The organism is Streptomyces hundungensis, from assembly GCF_003627815.1.
Lineage (GTDB): Bacteria > Actinomycetota > Actinomycetes > Streptomycetales > Streptomycetaceae > Streptomyces > Streptomyces hundungensis_A.
The window spans coordinates 5,051,549-5,070,988 of record NZ_CP032698.1 but is presented as its reverse complement, the minus strand read 5'-3'; the positions used below and the strand labels follow the sequence as shown (position 1 = coordinate 5,070,988).

Sequence of the window (19,440 nt, the reverse complement as noted above, 5' to 3'; positions counted from 1 at the left end):
GCAGCGGCATCGAACACGTCTGAGGAGACTGTGCTGTGACCGGGATCAAGACGACCGGCGAGAAGAAGCTGATGCTCTTCTCCGGCCGCGCCCACCCCGAGCTGGCCGAGGAGGTTGCGCACCAGTTGGGTGTGGGCCTCGTGCCGACGAAGGCCTTCGACTTCGCGAACGGTGAGATCTACGTTCGTTTCCAGGAGTCGGCGCGAGGTGCGGACTGCTTCCTGATCCAGAGCCACACGGCTCCGATCAACAAGTGGATCATGGAGCAGTTGATCATGATCGACGCCCTGAAGCGGGCGTCGGCGCGATCCATCACCGTGATCATTCCGTCCTACGGCTATGCCCGTCAGGACAAGAAGCACAAGGGCCGCGAGCCGATCTCGGCCCGCCTGGTGGCCGACCTCCTGAAGACGGCGGGCGCGGACCGCATCCTCACGGTGGACCTGCACACCGACCAGATCCAGGGCTTCTTCGACGGCCCGGTGGACCATCTGACGGCGCTGCCGGTCCTCGCGGACTACGTGGGCGCGAAGGTCGACCGCTCGAAGCTGACGATCGTCTCCCCCGACGCGGGCCGGGTGCGGGTCGCCGACCGCTGGTGCGACCGTCTGGACGCGCCGCTGGCGATCGTGCACAAGCGCCGTGACAAGGACGTCGCCAACACGGTGACGGTGCACGAGGTCGTCGGTGACGTGAAGGGCCGCGTCTGCGTCCTGGTGGACGACATGATCGACACGGGTGGCACGATCTGCGCCGCCGCGGACGCGCTGTTCGCGCACGGTGCGGAGGACGTCATCGTGACGGCCACGCACGGCATCCTGTCGGGTCCGGCCGCGGACCGTCTGAAGAACTCCAAGGTGAGCGAGTTCGTGTTCACGAACACGCTGCCGGACCCGTCCGACCTGGAGCTCGACAAGATCACGGTGCTCTCGATCGCCCCGTCGATCGCGCGCGCGGTGCGCGAGGTGTTCGAGGACGGTTCGGTAACGAGCCTCTTCGAGGAGAACTAGCCAAGGGTCGTTACGAGTTGGGGCCGCGTCCAGAGTGGACGCGGCCCTTCTCGCTACCTACGCCCTCCCGAGGGCTCCAGCGACGCGAGGAACGGCGCGACCAGCCACGCACGGCCCGCGGACAGAACGGGTTTTCAGGGGCGCGGGGAACTGCGCGACCAGCCACGCACAGCCCGCAGACGAAAACGGGTTTTCAGGGGCGCGAGGAACTGCGCGAGAAGCGACCACGGCCCGCACGTGACCGGGGGTTTTGGGGGCGCGGGGAACTGCGCGACCAGCCACCCACGGCCCGGGGTCGACAGCGGCCCCAGGGGCGCGAGGAACGGCGCAAAGCGTGCTCGCGCCGGGCAGAGGGCGGCTGGGTCAGGGCCCGCCGCGCCGGGCCCTGAGCGCATCGACGGCAATGCGGGCCGCACGGCCAATGGCGGCGTCCGCCGCAGGCAACGTAACGGCCGTGGAGGCGGCGCGGGTGAAGACGGCGACGGCGTACCGCCCGCCATCGGGGTATTCGACGACACCCGCCTCGTGGCGCTGAGTGGGCAGGGTGCCGGTCTTCCCGCTGACGCGTACGTCGTCGAAGGGAAAGCCGGAGGCCAGCCGGTGACTCCAGGCCTGAACGCCGAGGACCGCGCGCAACTCCTCGGCCCAGGGCGGCGGGCAGAGGTCGTCGCGCCAGATCGCGGTGAGCAGCGCGGTGATCTCGCGCGGGGTGGACCGGTTGGTGCGGTGGGGGTCCAGGACGGTGAGGCGGGCGACGGCGGCGGGGTCGACGAGGGCGGCGGGCCCGCCGGAGCCGGTGTCGTCGACCATCGTGGCGTAGAGGCCGGCCTGGTTGTGGACGGCGATGGTACGGGGCAGCCCGAGGGCGGCCATGGTGGCGTTGACGGTGTCGAGGCCGAGGTGGTCCCAGAGGATGTCGGCGGCGGCGTTGTCGCTGACGGCGATGGCGAGGGAGGCGAGGTCGCGCAGGGACAGTCGGGCCGCGTCGCGCATGACGGCGAGTCCGGTGGGGCCGGGGGCGCGGGCGGCGGCGGGGATGTCGACGGGGGTGGTGGGGTCGAGGCGGCCGGCGGCGGCTTCGCGGTAGAGGGTGGCGACGAGGCACAGCTTGTGGACGCTGGCAGTCGATACGGGGGTGTCGGCGGCCAGGGTGACGGTGGTGCCGTGGTCGATGTCGGTGGCGCAGAGGGCTCCGCTGAGGCCGGCGTCGGTGAAGGCGGCGGTGATGCGGCTGCGTACGGGGCTGTTCACAGCGGGAACTCCGATGCGGGGCGGGGGAACAGGCGCCGCGGGGTGGCGGTGGGGAGGAGCCCGGCGTGTTCGCGCAGGACGTCGTGGGCGGCTTCGGTGAAGAGGCGGACGGCGGGGCCGTCGCGTCCGGCGGGCCAGGCGGTGGAGGTGCGCCAGGTGAGGGGGTTGCCGCGCAGGAGCCGCCAGGTGGTGCCGGGTTCGGGGGTGGGCCGGGGCAGGAGGGCGACCACGTCGGTGCCGGACAGCAGGAGTGCGCGGGTGAATTCGAGCCCGGCGACTTCGCGTACGGCGCTGGGGGTGCAGCCGTGGCGGGCGCAGGCGGTGAGGGTTTCGTCGTGCAGGGCGGGGGCGGTGGGGCGCGGGAACAGCACGAGTTCGCGGCCGTCGAGGTCGGGGACGTCGACTTCGGTGTGCTGGGCGAGCGGGTCGTGGTCGGCGAGGAGGGCGCCGAGGGGCTGGTGGAGCTGGGGGCCGAAGCCGAGGCCGGTGGCGGGGCAGGGGTGGCGGACGATCCCGGCGTCGAGGGTGCCCGCGGCGAGTTCGGCGGTGAGGTCGGCGGTGGTCAGTTCGCGCAGGTCGAGGTGGCCGCCGGGGCTGCGTTCGCGGTAGGCGGTGAGGAGGGCGGCGATGGTGGCGCCGCCGAGTTGGGGCGGTACGGCGGCGCGTAGGGTGCCGGCGGCGCCGCCCTGGACGCGTGTGACGAGGGTGCGGAGCCGGTCGGCGGCGTCGAGGAGGGCGTCGGTCTCGGCGAGGACGAGGCGGCCGGCGGGGGTGAGGGTGGCGCCGGCCCGGCCACGGTCCAGGAGGCGGACGCCGAGTTCGCGTTCGAGGCGCTGGATGCGCTGGGAGAGGGAGGGCTGGGCGACACGCAGGCGCTCGGCGGCGCGGCCGAAGTGCTGTTCCTCGGCGACGGCGCGGAAGTACCTGAGGTGCAGCAGCAGGTCCATGAGCGGCAAGGATAGGCGAACGGCTATGGCGCGTTCCGATAACCGGCGGCGCCCAGGGACCGTGACTGGCGGCGCCCACGGACCGTGGCGTGGGCACCCGCAGACCACGACCGTCGACGTCCACCGGCCGCGACCGGCGGCACCCACGGGCCGTGACGTGGGCACCCGCCGAACCGCGACCGGCGACGTCCACAGCCCGTGACCGGGGCCACCCACGGACCGCGACGTGGGCACCCGCCGACCGCGACCGTCGACGTCCACCAACCGCGACCAACCGCGACCGCGGGCACCCTCATTGATCCAATTGGGCGGTCGGGGAGCGGGCGGGTAGTCTGGTGCAGTTGCTCGGCGAGGGAGGCCGTACCTGAGGTACGGCGGTCCGTTATCGACGCGCTCTTCGTAGCAGGCCAGTCGTGGCCGGGTGACCACCGTTTCTGGATCACTTTTACGAGGAGTGCACATGTCCGAGGTCAAGCTCGCCGCTGAGGTCCGTACCAGCTTCGGCAAGGGCGCCGCCCGCAGCATCCGCCGTGAGAACAAGGTTCCCGGCGTCATCTACGGTCACGGCACCGAGCCGGTCCACGTCACCCTTCCGGGCCACGACCTGCTGCTCGCGCTGCGTACCGCGAACGTGCTGCTGTCCCTGGACATCGACGGCAAGACCGAGCTCGCGATCCCGAAGGCCGTCCAGCGTGACGCCATCAAGGGCTACCTGGTCCACGTCGACCTGCTGCTCGTCAAGAAGGGCGAGAAGGTCACGGTCGAGGTCGCGGTCGAGACCGAGGGCGACCTGGCCCCGGGCAGCTTCCTCGTCGAGAACGTGCTGAACACGCTCTCCGTCGAGACCGAGGCCACCCACATCCCGACCTCCGTCACCGTGTCCATCGAGGGCCTGGAGGCCGGCGCGGCGATCCACGCCAAGGACATCGAGCTGCCGGCCGGCACCACCCTGGCCACCGACCCCGAGGCCGTCGTCATCCAGATCCTCTCGGCGCAGGCCGAGGAGCCGGCCGCCGACGCCGAGGCCGGCGAGGGCGCCGAGGCCTGAGCCGTGCGCTCTGCCTGAGATCCGTGCCGGGCACGGACTTCGACGGGGCGGCGGGCCACACTTGGCCCGCCGCCCCGTTTTCCTGTGTACGCGAGTTTTCCGTGTACGTAAGTTTTCCTGTGGACGTGAGCGAGGAGACGCAGCCCCCATGACGACCGACGCCAACGCACCCTGGCTGATCGTGGGCCTGGGCAATCCGGGCCCGGAATACACCGCGAACCGGCACAACGTCGGGTTCATGGTCGCCGACCTGCTGGCCGAGCGGATCGGCGGCCGGTTCAAGGCGCACAAGGCGCGGGCGCAGGTCGTGGAGGGCCGGATCGGCCCGCCGGGCCCGCTGAACCGCCGGGTGGTGCTCGCCAAGCCGATGTCGTACATGAACCTGTCGGGCGGTCCGGTGACGGCGCTGCGGGACTTCTACAAGGTGCCCCTCGCCAACATCGTTGCGATTCATGACGAGTTGGACATCGATTACGGGGTGCTGCGGCTGAAGCTGGGCGGTGGGGACAACGGGCACAACGGTCTGAAGTCCATCACCAAGTCGCTGGGCGCGGACTACCACCGGGTGCGGTTCGGGATCGGCCGGCCGCCGGGCCGGATGCAGGTGGCGGACTTCGTCCTGAAGGACTTCTCCTCGACGGAGCGCAAGGAGCTGGGTTACTTCGTGGACCGGGCGGCGGATGCGGTCGAGGCGCTGGTGATCGAGGGGTTGGAGCGGGCGCAGTCCACGTACAACTCGTGAGGGGGGGCGGGCGGGTGGGGTGCGTGGGGGTGTCTCGGGGGACATCGCGGCGTGGGTGGATTGCGGCGCGGGTTTGACCGTTCGCGGTCATTGCCGTCAGGATCGCGCCCCATGACGAAGCGGAGCCGTACCTTCCTGCTGTTCGGGCTGCGGGCCGCGTCGGCGCTGGTCGCCGCGCTGCTCGTGGTCGCCGGGTTCTGGTCGTCGTGGGGCACGGCCCAGCACGTGGTGCTGGCGAAGGGCCGGGACCACGGGACGCTGACGGTGACGGGCTGCGCGGACGACGTGTGTACGGGTGGCTATGTGCCGCGGCCGGGTTCGGCGCCGCATGCCCACGTGACGATCGCGGAGTCGGTGGCGGCCCGCCGGGGTGACCACCTGCCGGTGGTCCTCAAGCCCGGCACGGACGAGGCGGTACGGAGCGGGGTGGCGGGGTTCCTGTACGCCTGGCTTCCGCTGGCCGGGGCGCTGCTTCTGGCGTCGTTGGTGGTCGCGGGGGGTTTGCGGATGCCGCGTACGGCTTGGGTGGCGGGGGTGCTGGGGGCGACGGCGATGGCCTCGGCGTTCATCGCCCTGTAGCCCCGCGAACCCCGTCGAAGTTCCCTCGTCCGCAGACCGTGCGGGGCTGGTCGCGCAGTTCCCCGCGCCCCTAAAAGCCCTTGGATCTGCGGACCGTGCCCCCTTCTCGCGCAGTTCCCCGCGCCCCCTAACCACTCGGCGCTGGCCCGCACCCCAGCCCGTCCGGCGATTGAGGACGAGCGCCCTTGAGGCGCGAACGGGGTCTGGGGCGGAGCCCCAGGGAACCCCGCTTTCGGCTGCGGACCGTGCCCGCGTCTCGCGCAGTTCCCCGCGCCCCTAACTACGCGGCGCTGGCCCGCACCCCAGCCCGTCCGGCGATTGAGGACGAGCGCCCTCAAGGCGCGATAAGGGGTCTGGGGCGGAGCCCCGGAGGGCCCCGCCCTGGGGGTCAGCCCGTGTTGCGTAGGCCCGCCGCCACCCCGTTGACCGTAAGCAGCAGCGCCCGCGACAACAGCGGATCCGGCGCCTCGCCCCGGTCCGCCGCCGCCCGCTGACGGGCGAGCAACGCCACCTGGAGGTAGGAGATCGGGTCCAGGTAGGCGTCCCGGATCGCGAAGGTCTGCTGCAACACCGGGCTGGCGCCGAGCAGTTCGTCACGGCCGGTGATCCGCAGAACCTCCCGCACGGTCAGCTCGTGCTCCGCCTCGATCGTCGCGAAGACGTGCTTCAGCTCGTCGGGGACGAGCGTGTCGACGTAGTGCCGCGCGATCCGCAGGTCCGTCTTGGCGAGCGTCATCTCCACGTTGGAGAGGAAGTTGCGGAAGAAGTGCCACTGCTCGCTCATCTCGTCGAGCACCGCGTCCAGGCCGGCCTCGCGCAGCGCCTTGAGCCCGGAGCCGACGCCGAACCAGCCGGGCACGATCTGCCGGGACTGGGTCCAGCCGAACACCCACGGGATGGCGCGCAGGCCGTCGAGCCCGGCCCCGGAGTCGGGCCGGCGCGAGGGCCGCGAGCCCAGGTGCAGCTCGGCGAGCTGGTCGACGGGCGTGGAGGCGAAGAAGTACGCCGGCAGGTCCGGGTCCTCCACCAGCCGCCGGTAGGCGGAGTGCGCCGCGTCGGACACCGTGTCCATCGCCGCGTCCCAGCGGGCGAGCGCCTCGTCGGACTGGCGGGGCGCGGTGTGCAGGGCGGAGGCCTGGAGGGTGGCCGCGACGGTCAGCTCCAGGTTCTCCCTGGCCAGGGACGGGATGAGGTACTTGTCGGAGATGACCTCGCCCTGCTCGGTGACCTTGATCTCGCCTTCGAGGGTGCCCCAGGGCTGGGCGAGGATCGCGTCGTGCGAGGGGCCGCCGCCGCGCCCGACGGTGCCGCCGCGGCCGTGGAAGAGCCGCAGCCGTACCCCGTACCGGTGCGCGACGTCACGCAGTCGGCGCTGGGCGCGGTGGATCTCCCACTGGGAGGTGGTGATGCCGCCGAACTTGGAGGAGTCCGAGTAGCCGAGCATGACTTCCTGGACGTCGCCGCGGAGCGAGACCAGGCGCCGGTAGGAGGGGTCGGCGAGCATCTCGTCGAGGATGACGTCGGCGGCGCGCAGCTCGTCGGTGGTTTCCAGGAGCGGCACGATGCCGATCTTGGCCCAGCCGGCGTGCAGGTCGACGAGGCCGGCCTCGCGGGCGAGGACGGCGGCGGCGAACACGTCGTCGGCGCCCTGGCACATGGAGATGATGTACGACTCGATGACCTCGGGCCCGAACCGTTCGAAGGCTTCCTTGATGGTGCCGAACACGCCGAGGGTCTTCTCGCCGGCCGCGTCCAGGGGCGCGGGGGTGGGGGCGAGGGGGCGGCGCGAGCGGAGTTCCTTGGCGAGGAGCTTCTGGCGGTAGTCGCGCGGCATGTCGGCGTAGCGCCAGGACTCCTCGCCGAGCCGGTCGAAGAGCTGGCCGAGCGCGTGGTGGTGGGCGTCGGCGTGTTCGCGTACGTCCATGGTGGCGAGCTGGAGGCCGAATGCCGCGAGGGTGCGGATCGTGCGGTCCATGCGGCCGTCGGCGAACAGGGCGCCGCGGTGTGCGCGCAGCGAGGTCTGGATGAGGGTGAGGTCGGCGATGAGGTCGGCGGTGCCGAGGTAGTCGCGGCCCGGCTGGTGGGCGGTGCCGTTGGCGAGCCGGTCCTTGGTGTGGACGAGCTTCTGGCGGATCGCGGTGGCCTTGAGCCGGTAGGGCTCTTCGGCGTTGAGGCGCTTGTAGCGGGGGCTGATCTCGGGGAGCGCTTCGAGGTCGGCCTGGAGCGAGTCGAGCAGCTCCTGGGTGGCGCCGGCGTAGCGGATGGAGTTGGAGAGCAGCCCGCGCAGGAAGTCGATCGTTTCGAGCGCGTCGTTGATGCCGTGTTCGTGCTGGAGGATCAGCACGTCCCAGGTGACCTTGGGGGTCACGTTGGGGTTGCCGTCGCGGTCGCCGCCGATCCAGGTGCCGAACGTCAACGGGCGGGTGCCGGGCGGCAGTTCGACGCCGACGCGCTCCAGCTCGGCGGCGAGGTCCTCCAGGACGTCGCCGACGGCGCCGGCGTGCAGCTCGTCGAGGTAGTAGATGGCGTTGCGGGCTTCGTCGGCCGGTTCGGGGCGTACGACGCGCAGCTCGTCGGTCTGCCAGATCAGGTCGATGTTCTCGGCCAGGCGCAGGTCGTGGCGGCGCCGGTCGGAGTCGATGACCGGGGTTTCCAGGAGTTCGGCGATGCGGCGCAGCTTGTTGAGGACGGAGCGGCGGGCGGCCTCGGTGGGGTGCGCGGTGAAGACCGGCCGCACGTTGAGGTTCTTGACGCTTTCGCGGACGTGCTCGGGGTCGCCGTCCTTGAGCATGTCGGCGGTGCGGGCGAGGAGGCTGCCCTCGGCGGCGCGGTGGGCGCGCAGCTCACGGCCGCGGTGGACCTGTTCGGCCACGTTCGCGAGGTGGAAGTAGGTGGAGAACGCGCGCACCAGCTTGGCGGCGGTCTCGACTTCGGTGCCGCCGAGGAGGTCGGCGGCGGCTTCGCCGTCGCTGCGGGTCAGCGCGCGGACGCGCTCGACGAGCTCCAGGAGCTCGGGGCCCTCCTGTCGGACGAGGGTCTCGCCCAGGAGGTCACCCAGTCGGCGGATGTCGGCGCGCAGCTCGTTGCTGGCGGCGGGGGTCTGGTCGGCACTGCTCACAGGTGCGGCTCCTTGCAGTGTTTGAGCACGTCTGGAGGGTTCTGGAGGCTTGCGGACCGCGCTGTCCGACGAGACACAGGATAGGTGTCCCCTTCCGCCCCGCCGTCACGGGCTCTTGTCCCGCGCCTCGGCACTGCCATACTTACGTTGCCGTAGGTTACGCATCCGTAGCCAGGCGTTCCCGCTCGTTTTCCTCACCCTGCCGGGGGTACTCCCCATGACCACCAGTCCCGATCCGCTCCGGGGGTGTTACCCATGACCACCAGTCCCGATCTGCTCAAGTCGCCGGACGAGCCTCCCGTGCCGTCCGCCACGCTGGGTGGCGAGAACAAACGCTCCATCGAACAGCTCGCCCTGCTGCTGTTCATCACGGTTCCCTTCGTGGCGCTCCTCGCGGCGGTGCCGCTGGCCTGGGGCTGGGGGGTGAGCTGGCTGGATCTGGGCCTTCTGGTCTTCATGTACTACCTGGGCTGTCACGGCATCACGATCGGTTTCCACCGGTACTTCACGCACGGCTCGTTCAAGGCGAAGCGCCCGCTGCGGATCGCGCTGGCGGTGGCGGGTTCGATGGCGGTGGAGGGGCCGCTGGTGCGCTGGGTGGCCGACCACCGCAAGCACCACAAGTTCTCGGACGCGGAGGGCGACCCGCATTCGCCGTGGCGTTTCGGCGAGACGCTGCCCGCGCTGATGAAGGGCCTGTGGTGGGCGCACATCGCCTGGATGTTCGACGAGGAGCAGACGTCGCAGGAGAAGTACGCTCCGGATCTCCTCGACGACCCGGCGATCCGCCGCATCTCGCGTGACTTCGTGTACTGGACGATCCTGTCGCTCGCGATCCCTCCGCTGGTGGGGGGTTTGGTGACGATGTCGTGGTGGGGCGCGTTCACGGCGTTCTTCTGGGGCTCCCTGGTGCGGGTGGCGCTGTTGCACCATGTGACGTGGTCGATCAACTCGATCTGTCACGCCGTGGGCAAGCGCCCCTTCAAGTCGCGTGACCGCAGCGGCAACGTGTGGTGGCTGGCGGTGCTGTCGTGCGGTGAGTCGTGGCACAACCTGCACCACGCGGACCCGACGTCGGCCCGGCACGGGGTGATGCGGGGGCAGATCGACTCCAGTGCCCGGATCATCCGCTGGTGCGAGCAGCTGGGTCTGGCGTACGACGTGCGCTGGCCGAGTGCGGCCCGTATCGACTCCAAGCGGAATGAGGGCGGCCGGTCCCGGCGCAAGGAGAAGGCCGCCGAGGCGGCATGATGGAGGACGTGGCGACCGACTCCAGCACCACCCGTACCACCAGCACCACTGGTTCTCCCCGCTCCGCCGGGGTCCCCGGTTCCGCCGACAAGCCCCGGCGCACCCGCAGGACCCGGATGACCGGGGCCGAGCGCCGGGAGCAGTTGCTGGACATCGGTCGCACGCTCTTCGCGGAGAAGGGCTTCGAGGGCACCTCGGTCGAGGAGATCGCGGCCAAGGCCGGCGTCTCCAAGCCGGTGGTCTATGAGCACTTCGGCGGCAAGGAAGGGCTGTACGCGGTCGTCGTGGACCGCGAAATGCGCTCGCTGCTCGACGGGGTGACGGGCGCGCTGACCGCGGGCCACCCCCGGGAGCTCCTGGAGCAGGCCGCATTCGCGCTGCTCGATTACATCGAGACGTATACGGACGGATTCCGCATTCTGGTGCGCGATTCCCCGGTGGCCCAGTCGACCGGCACCTTCGCCTCGTTGATCTCCGACATCGCCACCCAGGTCGAGGACATTCTGGGCCTTGAGTTCAAGGCTCGCGGTTTCGACGCCAAGCTGGCTCCGCTGTACGCGCAGGCGCTGGTCGGCATGGTGGCGCTGACGGGGCAGTGGTGGCTGGACGAGCGCAAGCCCGAGAAGGCGGAAGTCGCGGCGCACCTGGTCAATCTGGCCTGGCACGGTTTGGACGGTCTTGAGGCGAAACCACGCCTCATAGGACACCGCAAAAGGTGACCGGCGCCCCCCGGGGACAGAACTGGTCGAGACCAGTCTCGATTTTCACTTCAACCGCACAAGAATCGGCGGTAGTCTTCACGCACTATCCCGGGGGGATTTTCGCCTTTTCTCGTATGCCCCCACCCGTGGCCGCCTTTCGTGCCCCCACGGTGTGTGCACTGCGGCTTCCCGCGTGCCCGTGCGACGACGTAAAGCGAGCGAACCCATTCTCCCCGGGTCTAACCGCTTATTCCCATGGGGGGAATTTTGTCCTCTGTGCGCACCCAGCGCGCGAGCCGCCTCGCGGCCTGCACCGCCCTCGTCCTGTCGGCGGGCATGCTGCTCGCCGGCCCGGCCTCGGCCGACGCCACCCCGACAGGGCCGCACGCCGTCGTGAAGGCGCCGAAGTCCGCCGAGTCCCCGTCCGCCACCCTGCCTCACGAGGCGCCCGCACCCACCGCGCAGAACAAGGCCCGGCGTTCGGCCGCCGTGGCCGTGGCCGGCCCGCACGCGCCGAAGCCCCGTTTCGATGTGAGCGGCGACGGGTTCAGCGACCTGCTCGTGCGCGAGCCCGACGACAAGCTCTACCTGGAAGACGGGAGCACCCAGACCAACCCGGAGCTCACCGGCAACCTCGGGGCCTACAAGGACCTGATCCTCCCCGGTGACCTGGGCGGCGGCGCCGCTCCCGAGGTCCTGGACCTTTCGCCCGGCGGCGTCCTGACCCTGCACGCCGACGTCACCACCGGCGGTATCGGCTACGGCAGCTGGTCGGGCACCGGCTGGAACATGTTCAACAAGGTCTTCTCCGCCGGCGACGTCACCGGCGACGGCAAGAACGACCTGCTGGCCCGCACCCCCGCCGGCGAGCTCTACCTGTACGCGGGCACCGGCGACCTCGCGGCCCCCTTCTCGGCGGGCCACAAGTTCGGCACCGGCTGGGACATGTTCGACCAGGTCGTCGGCGCGAGCGACGTCAACGGCGACGGCCTGGGCGACGTCTACGGCCGCCGGCCCAACGGCGAGCTGTACTTCTACGCCGGCACCGGCCAGGCCGCCAACCCACTGAACCCGGGCGTGAAGACCGGCACCGGCTGGGACATGTACAACCAGATCATCGCCGTCGACGACCAGAACAACGACGGCCTCGGCGACCTGGTGGGCCGCGACCTCACGGGCAAGCTCTGGTTCTACCCCTCCCAGGCCGACGGCCACCAGGGGGCCCGCAGCGCGCTCGGCACGGGCTGGCGCAGCGCCCAGTTCTTCACCGCCGGCGGCAATGTGACGTACGGCAAGAACGACCTGTTCGGGATCGACGGCGCGGGCACGCTGTCCTCGTACTGGGGGCTGGGCGACGGCTATCTGTCGGCGCCCGTCCGCGGCACCAAGGGCGGCTGGGCCGGGGCGCACTACGTCTCCAACCCCTCCTCGCTCGTCACCTCCGAGCGCTGGGCCAGCATTCTCGAGGTCACCTCCAACGGCGATTTGGTCGTCAACGGGAACCGCATCGGCAGCGGTTGGGGCATCTACAACACCGTCATCGGTGTGGGCGACCTGACCGGTGAGGGCAACGGCGACCTGATCACCCGCCAGGGCGGCAACGGCCACCTGTACCTGTATCCGGGCAACGGCCAGGGCACCGGCGTCTATTCGCGCATCGACGTGGGCGGCGGCTGGAACATCTACGACAAGCTCTTCGGCGCCGGGGACGTCAACGGCGACGGCCTGCCCGACCTGCTGGCCCGTACGCCCGGCGGCGAGCTCTACCTGTACGCCGGCACCGGCAACGCGAAGGTTCCGTTCAAGGGCCGGGTCAAGATCGGCACCGGCTGGAACATGTACGGCGCGAGCAAGATCGCGGTCTCCGGCGACCTGACCGGCGACGGCCGTTCCGACATCGTCGCGGTGGACTCGGCGGGCGACCTGTGGCGCTACGACGCCAACGGTTCCGGCGGCTTCAAGGGCCGGGTGAAGATCGGCTACGGCTGGAACCTGTACCAGTACGGCATCTACTAGGCCGAACCCAGCGGCACCGGGCGCCCTGTCCCCTCCACGCGAGGGGGCAGGGCGCTGCCGTGTGTCCGGCCGGTCGCGCCGGCGGACGCCGCCGTCGTCCGCTACTTCTTCCTGGCCACCGCGAAGATGCGGCGGAAGGGGAAGACGGTGCCGTGCGGGCCGGGCGGGTAGGCCTCGCGCAGGCGGTCGCGGTATTCGGCGAGCAGGGCGTCGATCGCCTCGTGGTCGCCGTCGAGGGCGGTGAGCACGGGGCGCAGGGCGGTGCCCTTCACCCAGTCGAGGACCGGGTCGGGGCCGGTGAGCAGCTGGCAGTAGACGGTTTCCCAGGCATCGGTCTCGCAGCCGAGGTCGGCGAGGCGGGTGAGGTAGTCGGCGGTGTCCAGGATGTGGACATAGCGACGGCCGTGGTCGCCGAGGCGTCCGCGCCAGCGCGGCGACGCGCAGAGGTCGGCCAGGATCGCATGGCTGGGCGAGGTGAAGTTGCCGGGGACCTGGAAGGCGAGGGTGCCGCCGGGGGTGAGCCCGTCGATCCAGGCGGGGAACGACTCGGGGTGGTTGGGGACCCATTGCAGGGCCGCGTTGGAGACGATCAGGTCGAAGGGTTCGCCGGGTGTCCAGTGCGCGGCGTCGGCGACCTGGAAGTCGAGCCAGCCGCCGCCCGCGGTGGTGCCGGCGTAGTCCTTGTCGGCCTGGGCGAGCATCTGCGGCGAGAGGTCGAAGCCGGTGATGCGGGCGTCGGGCCAGCGGTCGGCGAGACGGACGGTGACGTTGCCGGGGCCGCAGCCGAGGTCGGCGATCCGGGGTGAGAGGCCGCCGGTCGTGGGCAGGTCGGGTATGCGGGTGAGCAGGTCGAGGAAGGGGCGGGTGCGGTGGCCCGCGTGGCGCAAATACTGCTGTGGGTCCCAGACCGGTGGACCGGGCGGTGTGGTCGACGACGAATCGGAATGCATGTTCGAGCCCCCTTGCAGGTACGGCTGGGCGAAGCGGAACAGGGTCCCGGCCCCTCCCTGCCCAATGGTGGCTCGATATATATCTTGACGTCAAGAGACTTCACGTCGAGGGACCCTTTACACTGATCGTCATGGAGGACGAGGTCGACCGACTGGTCGCAGCATGGCGCCGAGAGCGCCCGGACCTCGACGTGGAACCACTCGAGGTGCTCAGCCGGGTCAGCAGGCTGGCCCGCCACCTCGACCGGGCCCGCAGGCTCGCGTTCGCGGAGCACAGCCTGGAGCCCTGGGAGTTCGACGTGCTGACCTCGCTGCGGCGCGCGGGCGCCCCTTACCAGCTCTCTCCCGGCCAATTGTTGACGCAGACGCTGGTCACCTCGGGCACCATGACCAACCGGATCGACCGGCTCGCCAAGAAGGGCCTGGTCGAGCGGCTGCCCGACCCCAGCGACCGGCGCGGGGTGCTGGTGCGGCTCACCCCGGAAGGGCGCGACCGCGCCGACCAGGCGCTCGCGGGCCTCCTCGAACAGGAACGGGCCATCCTCGGCGAGCTCAGCCGCAACCAGCGGGGCGAACTGGCGGCGCTGCTACGCCAGTTGACCGCCCCGTTCGACAACATCCCCGGCTAGGTCCACCGGGCCGACGCCCGCCCGGCGGGCCAGTGCGACGGCGGCGAGCGTGGAGTGCACGCCCAGTTTGCCCAGCACGTTCTGCATATGGGTACGCACCGTGTGCGGGGACAGGAACAGGCGCTCGGCGACCGCCTTGCGGCCGAGCCCGGCCACCATGCAGCGCAACACCTCGCGTTCGCGCGGGGTGAGCGACTCGACGAGCCGCTCGGACTCGGTGCGGTGCTTGCGCGCGGCCGTCAGCTCCCGCAGTACGCCGGTGAGCAGCGCGGGCGGCAGATGCGTCTCCTCGCGCAGTACGCCCCGGATGACGGCGAGCAGCCGTTGCAGCGAGCAGTCCTTGGCGACCCAGCCGCAGGCGCCGGCCTGGAGGGCGAGGGCGGCCCGGCGCGGGTCGTCCTTCTCGGCCAGCACGACGGTACGCACCGCGGGCTGGCCCGAACGCACGCCCGCCACCAGGGAGATGCCGTCCACCAGACCCTCCGCGCCGCCGCCCTCCGGCACCGCGCGGGCCACCGGGACCGCGGCCGATGCGCCGAGGTCGGCGTCGACCAGCATCACATCGAAGCGGCGGTTCTCCGCCGCGCCCCGCTCCAGACAGCGCAGCGCCGCGGGGCCGCTGCCGGCCGCGGCGACGTCCACGTCGGGCTCCGCCGCCAGGGCCGCGGCGAGCGACTCGGCGAAGATGCGGTGGTCGTCGACCACGAGAACTCGGATACGTACCACGTGACACCCCCAGGGTCGGGGGACGGTGCGGTGCGGGTACGCGCCCGGAGTCGGGGCCACCGCGGTCGCACGGCCGCCGCCGTGCCCGCAGTCCTACCCCGCCCCCGGGCGACGTACCCGACTGTCTCGCCCCCTGATCAACACCGGCCCCCACCGGTGCTGTGCATCAGCGTAGGGCGGCGAGCGGTGTGCGGAAGGCACTTTGCAGAACTGATGGAAACCGCCCGGCTACGTGGCGTGCGCACATGTTTAGGGTGGGTTCCATGTTTCGTTTGGAAACGGAAGTGGACAAGGGCCGGCAGGTGCGGCTCCAGCGACGGCTGCGGGACAGCAACGCCGAGCGCTCGGAGGTGCTGCGTGCGTTGCGCGGGACGGCGTCGTCGAAGGAAGTTCCGCTGCACGTCTGGGGGTTGAACGAGGAGGGGCTTTTGGCGGGGGGCCTGGTGGGGCGCACCTGGGCGGGGTGGCTCCACGTCGACCTCCTGTGGATCGACCCGGGGGTACGGTCTGCCGGACTCGGTACGCAACTCCTTGGCCGGGCCGAGGAGTTGGCTCGCTCCGAGCGGGGGTGTGGGTATGCGCGGGTCGAGACGTGGGACTTTCAGGCGCCGGGGTTTTACCGCGGGCGGGGTTACGAGGTGGTCGGGGTGGTCCCGGACTACCCCCCGGGCGTAACGGAATACACCCTGACCAAGCGCCTCCCCTAGCCCCGGGGCGCTTACCCACCCACCCGTGCAGCGCGTTGAAGGGTGCGGCCCCTGGGGCTCCGCCCCAGACCCCGAGCCCCTTTGCCCACCCACCCACCCATTCAGCGGGGTTGGACGGTTCCGGCCCCTGGGGCTCCGCCCCAGACCCCGTTCGCGCCTTAAGGGCGCTCGTCCTCAATCGCCGGACAGGCTGAAAGTGCTGCCCAGCGCCGAGCATTTAAGGGGCGCGGGGAACTGCGCGAGAAGCGACCACGGCCCGCACGTGACCGGGGCTTTTAGGGGCGCGGGGAACTGCGCGAGAAGCGAGCACGGTCCGCAGGGTCAAGGGGGTTTAGGGGCGCGGGGAACTGCGCGACCAGCCACCCGCGGCCCGCGGACGAAAGGGGGTTAGGGGCTCGGGGAACTGCGCAAGACGCGGGCACGGTTCGCGCGAACCGAGGGGGTTGGGGGGTCAGGAGAGGCGGTGGGCGCCTGTTGAGGGGGTTGCTTCGAAGAGTCTGGGGGGCGCCAGCGACGCCGATGCGAAGGCCGAGTCCAGGGCCTTCGAGACGACCCCCCGCGCGGACTCCTCCACCAGCACGATCGCCGACCCCCCAAACCCCCCACCCGTCATCCGCGCCCCAAGCGCCCCCGCTCCCACCGCCGTATCGACCACGAGGTCGAGCTCCGCGCAGGACACCCGCAGGTCGTCGCGGAGCGAGGCGTGGCCCTCGGTCAGGACGGGTCCGACCGCCCGGACCTCGCCCGCCGCCAGCAGCTCCGTCACCCGCGTCACGCGTGCGTTGTCGCTCACCACGTGCCGCACATAGCCCCGTACGGTCGCGTCGGAGAGCTCGTTCAGCGCCTCGGGGAGTCGTGCGGCGGGGAGTTCGCGCAGGGTACGTACACCCAGCTCCCGCGCACCCCGTTCACAACCGGCGCGCCGCTCGGCGTACGCGCCGTCCCCCAGCGCGTGCTGCACGCGGGTGTCGACGACCAGGAGCCGCAGCCCGTGCGCGGGCAGGTCGAAAGGGATCTGACGTTGGGTCAGGTCACGCGCGTCCAGGTGCAGGACGTGGCCCTCGGTGCAGCACGCCGACGCCGTCTGGTCCATGATCCCGCACGGCACCCCGACGAACGCGTTCTCGGCGCGCTGGGCCAGGGACGCCAACTCCGCACGCGTGAGCGGGAGTTCGTACAGGTCGCGCAGGGCGAGCGCGGTCACCACTTCCAGGGCCGCCGAGGAGGAGAGGCCCGCGCCCGTCGGCACCGTCGAGGCGAGGTGGATGTCGGCGCCCGTCACCGGGTGGCCCGCCTCCCGCAGGGCCCACACCACGCCCGCCGGGTAGGCCGCCCAGCCCCCGCCGGACCGCGGCGTCAGCTCGTCGGTGCGCAGCTCCACCACGGGGCCCGCGACGTCGGCCGAGTGGATCCTGAGGACGCCGTCGACGCGTCGGGACACCGCCGCCACCGCCGTGTGCGGCAGGGCGAGCGGCATGACGAAGCCCTCGTTGAAGTCGGTGTACTCGCCGATGAGGTTGACCCGGCCGGGCGCGGCCCACACCCCGTCCGGCTCGTACCCGTACAACTCCCGGAAAGTCGAGGCCACTTCACTCACCGGCTCGCTCCGTCCGCCGTGCGAACGCCCAGGCGTCCGCGACGATGTCGGCGAGGTCGGCGCGCGCGGGCCGCCAGCCCAGGCGTTCGTGGGCGCGTGCGGCGGAGGCGACCAGGATCGCCGGGTCCCCGGCGCGGCGGCCCGTGACGACCTCGGGGATCTCGTGGCCGGTCACCTTGCGGACGGTCTCGATGACCTCACGGACCGAGAACCCGTTGCCGTTGCCGAGGTTGCACACGAGGTGTTCGCCCGCCGTGGCGGCCGTGAGCGCCAGCAGGTGCGCCTCGGCGAGGTCCGCGACATGGATGTAGTCCCGGACACAGGTGCCGTCGGGGGTGGGGTAGTCGTCGCCGTAGACGGAGATGAAGTCCCGTTTGCCGAGGGCGACTTGGAGGACGAGGGGGATGAGGTGGGATTCGGGGTCGTGGCGTTCGCCGCAGCTGCCGTGGGCGCCGGCCACGTTGAAGTAGCGCAGGGACACCGCGGCGAGGCCGTGCGCCGCGCACTCCCCCGCGATCATGTGGTCCACGGCCAGCTTGGAGGCGCCGTAGGGGCTGGTCGGGGCCGTGGGGTCGGTCTCGGTGACCGGGGTCGAGACGGGTTCGCCGTAGGTGGCCGCCGTGGAGGAGAAGACCAGCCGGCCCACCCCCGCGTCCCGCATCGCGGCGAGCAGCGCCATGGTGCCGCCGACGTTGTTCGCCCAGTACTTCTCCGGGACCGTGACCGACTCGCCGACCTGGGAGTACGCCGCGAAGTGGAGGACCGCGTCATAGGTGGCGTCCAGCCATTTCGCCGCGTCCTGGACGCGGCCCTCGATGAACGCGGCCCCGGCCGGGACGGCCTCGCGGAAGCCGGTGGAGAGGTCGTCCACGACGGTCACCGTGTGGCCGGCCTCGACGAGCCGGGCCGCGACCACGCTGCCGACGTAGCCCGCACCGCCCGTCACCAGATACTTGCTCACTTGCTGGCCACCTCTCGCAGTCGCTCGGCCGCGGCCTCCGGCGGCACGTCGTTGATGAACACGTTCATGCCGGACTCGGAACCCGCGAGGTACTTCAGCTTGCCGGAGGTGCGTCGGATGGTGAAAAGCTCGAGATGGAGCCCGAACTCCGCGCGGTCGACGGCTCCTTCGCCCCGGAACGGCGCCTGGTGCCAGGCGGAGATGTAGGGGGTGGGCGGCTCGTCGGGTCCGAAGATCCGGTCGAAGCGCCTCAAGAGTTCCAGATAGATCTGTGGGAACTCTGTGCGCGCGCCCTCGTCCAGCGCCCGCAGGTCCGGGACGCGCCGCTTGGGGTGCAGATGGACCTCGTACGGCCAGTGCGCCGCGTACGGCACGAACGCCACCCAGTGCTCGCCTTCGAGCACGACCCGGGTGCGTTCGGTGAGCTCCCGCTCGACCACGTCGTCGAAGAGGTTGCGGCCGCCGGTGCGGGCCCGGTGCTCGGCGAGCGAGCGGAGCATGAGGGCGGTGCGGGGGGTGGTGAAGGGGTAGCCGTAGATCTGGCCGTGCGGGTGGCCGAGGGTGACGCCGATCTCGGCGCCCCGGTTCTCGAAGCAGAACACCTGCTGCACCTGCGGGAGTTCGGCGAGTTCGGCGGTGCGGTCGGTCCAGGCCTCCAGGACGAGGGCGGCCTGTTCCTCGGTGAGGTCGGCGAAGGACGCGTCGTGGTCGGGGGTGAAGCAGACGACCTCGCAGCGGCCGGAGTCGCCCGCGAGCGAGGGGAAGCGGTTCTCGAAGACGACGACGTCGTAGTCGGCGGCCGGGATCTCGCTGTCGCGGTCCGGGCGCGAGGGGCACAGCGGGCAGGCGTCGGCGGGCGGCAGATAGGTGCGGCCCTGGCGGTGCGAGGCGACGACCACGGTGTCGCCGAGCAGGGGGTCGTGGCGCAGTTCGGACGCGGTGGACACCGGGTCGAGCGGACGGCGGTCGCTCTCGTCCCGTACGAGGTCGTCCCGCGCGTCGTAGTAGAGCAGCTCACGGCCGTCGGCGAGCCGGGTCGACGTCTTCTTCACCTGCAACCTCCACCATCCAACAGAACCGCACACAACAAACCACAAGCCAACAGCGATCGTCAACAGCCACGCAAGCGTTTGCCTACGAGTCCGAAGTGCGGCCAGTCCAACCTTCACTCGATCACAATCCAACAAACAATCGCATCAAAACTGTT

At 71.1% G+C, this 19,440-nt stretch carries 17 protein-coding genes; 9 read left to right on the top strand and 8 right to left on the bottom strand.

Translation table 11 applies throughout. The features are described from left to right. Window positions 1-35: 35 nt before the first annotated feature. Entirely contained in the window at window positions 36-1,010 is a 975-nt protein-coding gene (locus DWB77_RS22555) for a ribose-phosphate diphosphokinase (protein ID WP_114039280.1), read from the top strand. Window positions 1,011-1,373: 363 nt separating this feature from the next. Here DWB77_RS22555 and DWB77_RS22550 read toward each other — a convergent pair whose 3' ends face one another. Together DWB77_RS22550 and DWB77_RS22545 are read right to left on the bottom strand one after the other, a co-directional pair. Beyond that, on the bottom strand, window positions 1,374-2,261 hold the full coding sequence (locus tag DWB77_RS22550; RefSeq protein ID WP_120722975.1) for a serine hydrolase: 888 nt from the start codon (window positions 2,259-2,261) through the stop codon (window positions 1,374-1,376). After that, a complete protein-coding gene (locus tag DWB77_RS22545) occupies window positions 2,258-3,208 on the bottom strand; it encodes a LysR family transcriptional regulator (protein ID WP_120722974.1) in 951 nt (316 codons plus the stop codon). Before DWB77_RS22545 ends, DWB77_RS22550 begins: the two co-directional genes overlap by 4 nt. A gap of 460 nt (window positions 3,209-3,668) precedes the next feature. On the opposite strand from DWB77_RS22545, the gene DWB77_RS22540 reads away from it, so the two are divergent. From DWB77_RS22540 to DWB77_RS22530, 3 genes are all read left to right on the top strand, one after another. Further along, complete coding sequence (locus tag DWB77_RS22540) at window positions 3,669-4,256, top strand: 50S ribosomal protein L25/general stress protein Ctc (RefSeq protein ID WP_120722973.1); 588 nt, start codon at window positions 3,669-3,671, stop codon at window positions 4,254-4,256. Window positions 4,257-4,404: 148 nt separating this feature from the next. Continuing rightward, window positions 4,405-4,998 (top strand): aminoacyl-tRNA hydrolase, encoded by a 594-nt coding sequence (gene pth, locus DWB77_RS22535; RefSeq protein ID WP_120722972.1) that lies wholly within the window; start codon window positions 4,405-4,407, stop codon window positions 4,996-4,998. Between the two features lie 111 nt (window positions 4,999-5,109). Continuing rightward, the gene (locus DWB77_RS22530) at window positions 5,110-5,577 is read left to right on the top strand and encodes a hypothetical protein (RefSeq protein WP_120722971.1); all 468 of its coding nucleotides are present in this window, start codon (window positions 5,110-5,112) and stop codon (window positions 5,575-5,577) included. Between the two features lie 388 nt (window positions 5,578-5,965). On the opposite strand, the gene ppc is transcribed toward DWB77_RS22530, so the two are convergent. Next, entirely contained in the window at window positions 5,966-8,695 is a 2,730-nt protein-coding gene (gene ppc, locus DWB77_RS22525) for a phosphoenolpyruvate carboxylase (RefSeq protein WP_120722970.1), read from the bottom strand. 255 nt (window positions 8,696-8,950) lie between these two features. On the opposite strand from ppc, the gene DWB77_RS22520 reads away from it, so the two are divergent. The 3 genes from DWB77_RS22520 to DWB77_RS22510 all read left to right on the top strand — a co-directional run bounded on the left by DWB77_RS22520 (window position 8,951) and on the right by DWB77_RS22510 (window position 12,663). Further along, a complete protein-coding gene (locus DWB77_RS22520; RefSeq protein WP_120722969.1) occupies window positions 8,951-9,946 on the top strand; it encodes an acyl-CoA desaturase in 996 nt (331 codons plus the stop codon). Continuing rightward, on the top strand, window positions 9,946-10,665 hold the full coding sequence (locus DWB77_RS22515) for a TetR/AcrR family transcriptional regulator (RefSeq protein WP_246033905.1): 720 nt from the start codon (window positions 9,946-9,948) through the stop codon (window positions 10,663-10,665). Before DWB77_RS22520 ends, DWB77_RS22515 begins: the two co-directional genes overlap by 1 nt. A gap of 258 nt (window positions 10,666-10,923) precedes the next feature. After that, complete coding sequence (locus DWB77_RS22510) at window positions 10,924-12,663, top strand: FG-GAP repeat domain-containing protein (protein ID WP_246033610.1); 1,740 nt, start codon at window positions 10,924-10,926, stop codon at window positions 12,661-12,663. Between the two features lie 101 nt (window positions 12,664-12,764). Here the strand turns inward: DWB77_RS22510 and DWB77_RS22505 are convergent, their stop codons facing one another. Then, window positions 12,765-13,613: a trans-aconitate 2-methyltransferase gene (locus tag DWB77_RS22505; RefSeq protein WP_120722967.1), complete on the bottom strand. Its 849-nt coding sequence runs from the start codon at window positions 13,611-13,613 to the stop codon at window positions 12,765-12,767. 131 nt (window positions 13,614-13,744) lie between these two features. On the opposite strand from DWB77_RS22505, the gene tamR reads away from it, so the two are divergent. After that, window positions 13,745-14,242, top strand: coding sequence for a MarR family transcriptional regulator TamR (gene tamR / locus DWB77_RS22500; protein ID WP_053724556.1), 498 nt, complete (start codon window positions 13,745-13,747; stop codon window positions 14,240-14,242). Here the strand turns inward: tamR and DWB77_RS22495 are convergent. Continuing rightward, complete coding sequence (locus DWB77_RS22495; protein ID WP_120722966.1) at window positions 14,201-14,968, bottom strand: response regulator transcription factor; 768 nt, start codon at window positions 14,966-14,968, stop codon at window positions 14,201-14,203. The genes tamR and DWB77_RS22495 overlap by 42 nt on opposite strands. 263 nt (window positions 14,969-15,231) lie before the next feature. Between DWB77_RS22495 and DWB77_RS22490 the strand changes: the two genes are divergently transcribed. Next, on the top strand, window positions 15,232-15,675 hold the full coding sequence (locus DWB77_RS22490) for a GNAT family N-acetyltransferase (protein ID WP_120728106.1): 444 nt from the start codon (window positions 15,232-15,234) through the stop codon (window positions 15,673-15,675). Between the two features lie 451 nt (window positions 15,676-16,126). Here DWB77_RS22490 and galK read toward each other — a convergent pair whose 3' ends face one another. The 3 genes from galK to galT are packed head-to-tail and all read right to left on the bottom strand — an operon-like array spanning window position 16,127 to window position 19,285. Beyond that, the gene (gene galK, locus DWB77_RS22485; protein ID WP_120722965.1) at window positions 16,127-17,272 is read right to left on the bottom strand and encodes a galactokinase; all 1,146 of its coding nucleotides are present in this window, start codon (window positions 17,270-17,272) and stop codon (window positions 16,127-16,129) included. Then, window positions 17,265-18,233 carry a UDP-glucose 4-epimerase GalE gene (gene galE, locus DWB77_RS22480; protein WP_120722964.1) on the bottom strand — a complete coding sequence of 323 codons (969 nt, stop codon included), beginning with the start codon at window positions 18,231-18,233 and terminating at the stop codon, window positions 17,265-17,267. Before galE ends, galK begins: the two co-directional genes overlap by 8 nt. Further along, window positions 18,230-19,285 carry a galactose-1-phosphate uridylyltransferase gene (gene galT, locus DWB77_RS22475; RefSeq protein ID WP_120722963.1) on the bottom strand — a complete coding sequence of 352 codons (1,056 nt, stop codon included), beginning with the start codon at window positions 19,283-19,285 and terminating at the stop codon, window positions 18,230-18,232. The genes galE and galT overlap by 4 nt, the downstream gene beginning before the upstream one ends. Between the last annotated feature and the right edge of the window lie 155 nt (window positions 19,286-19,440).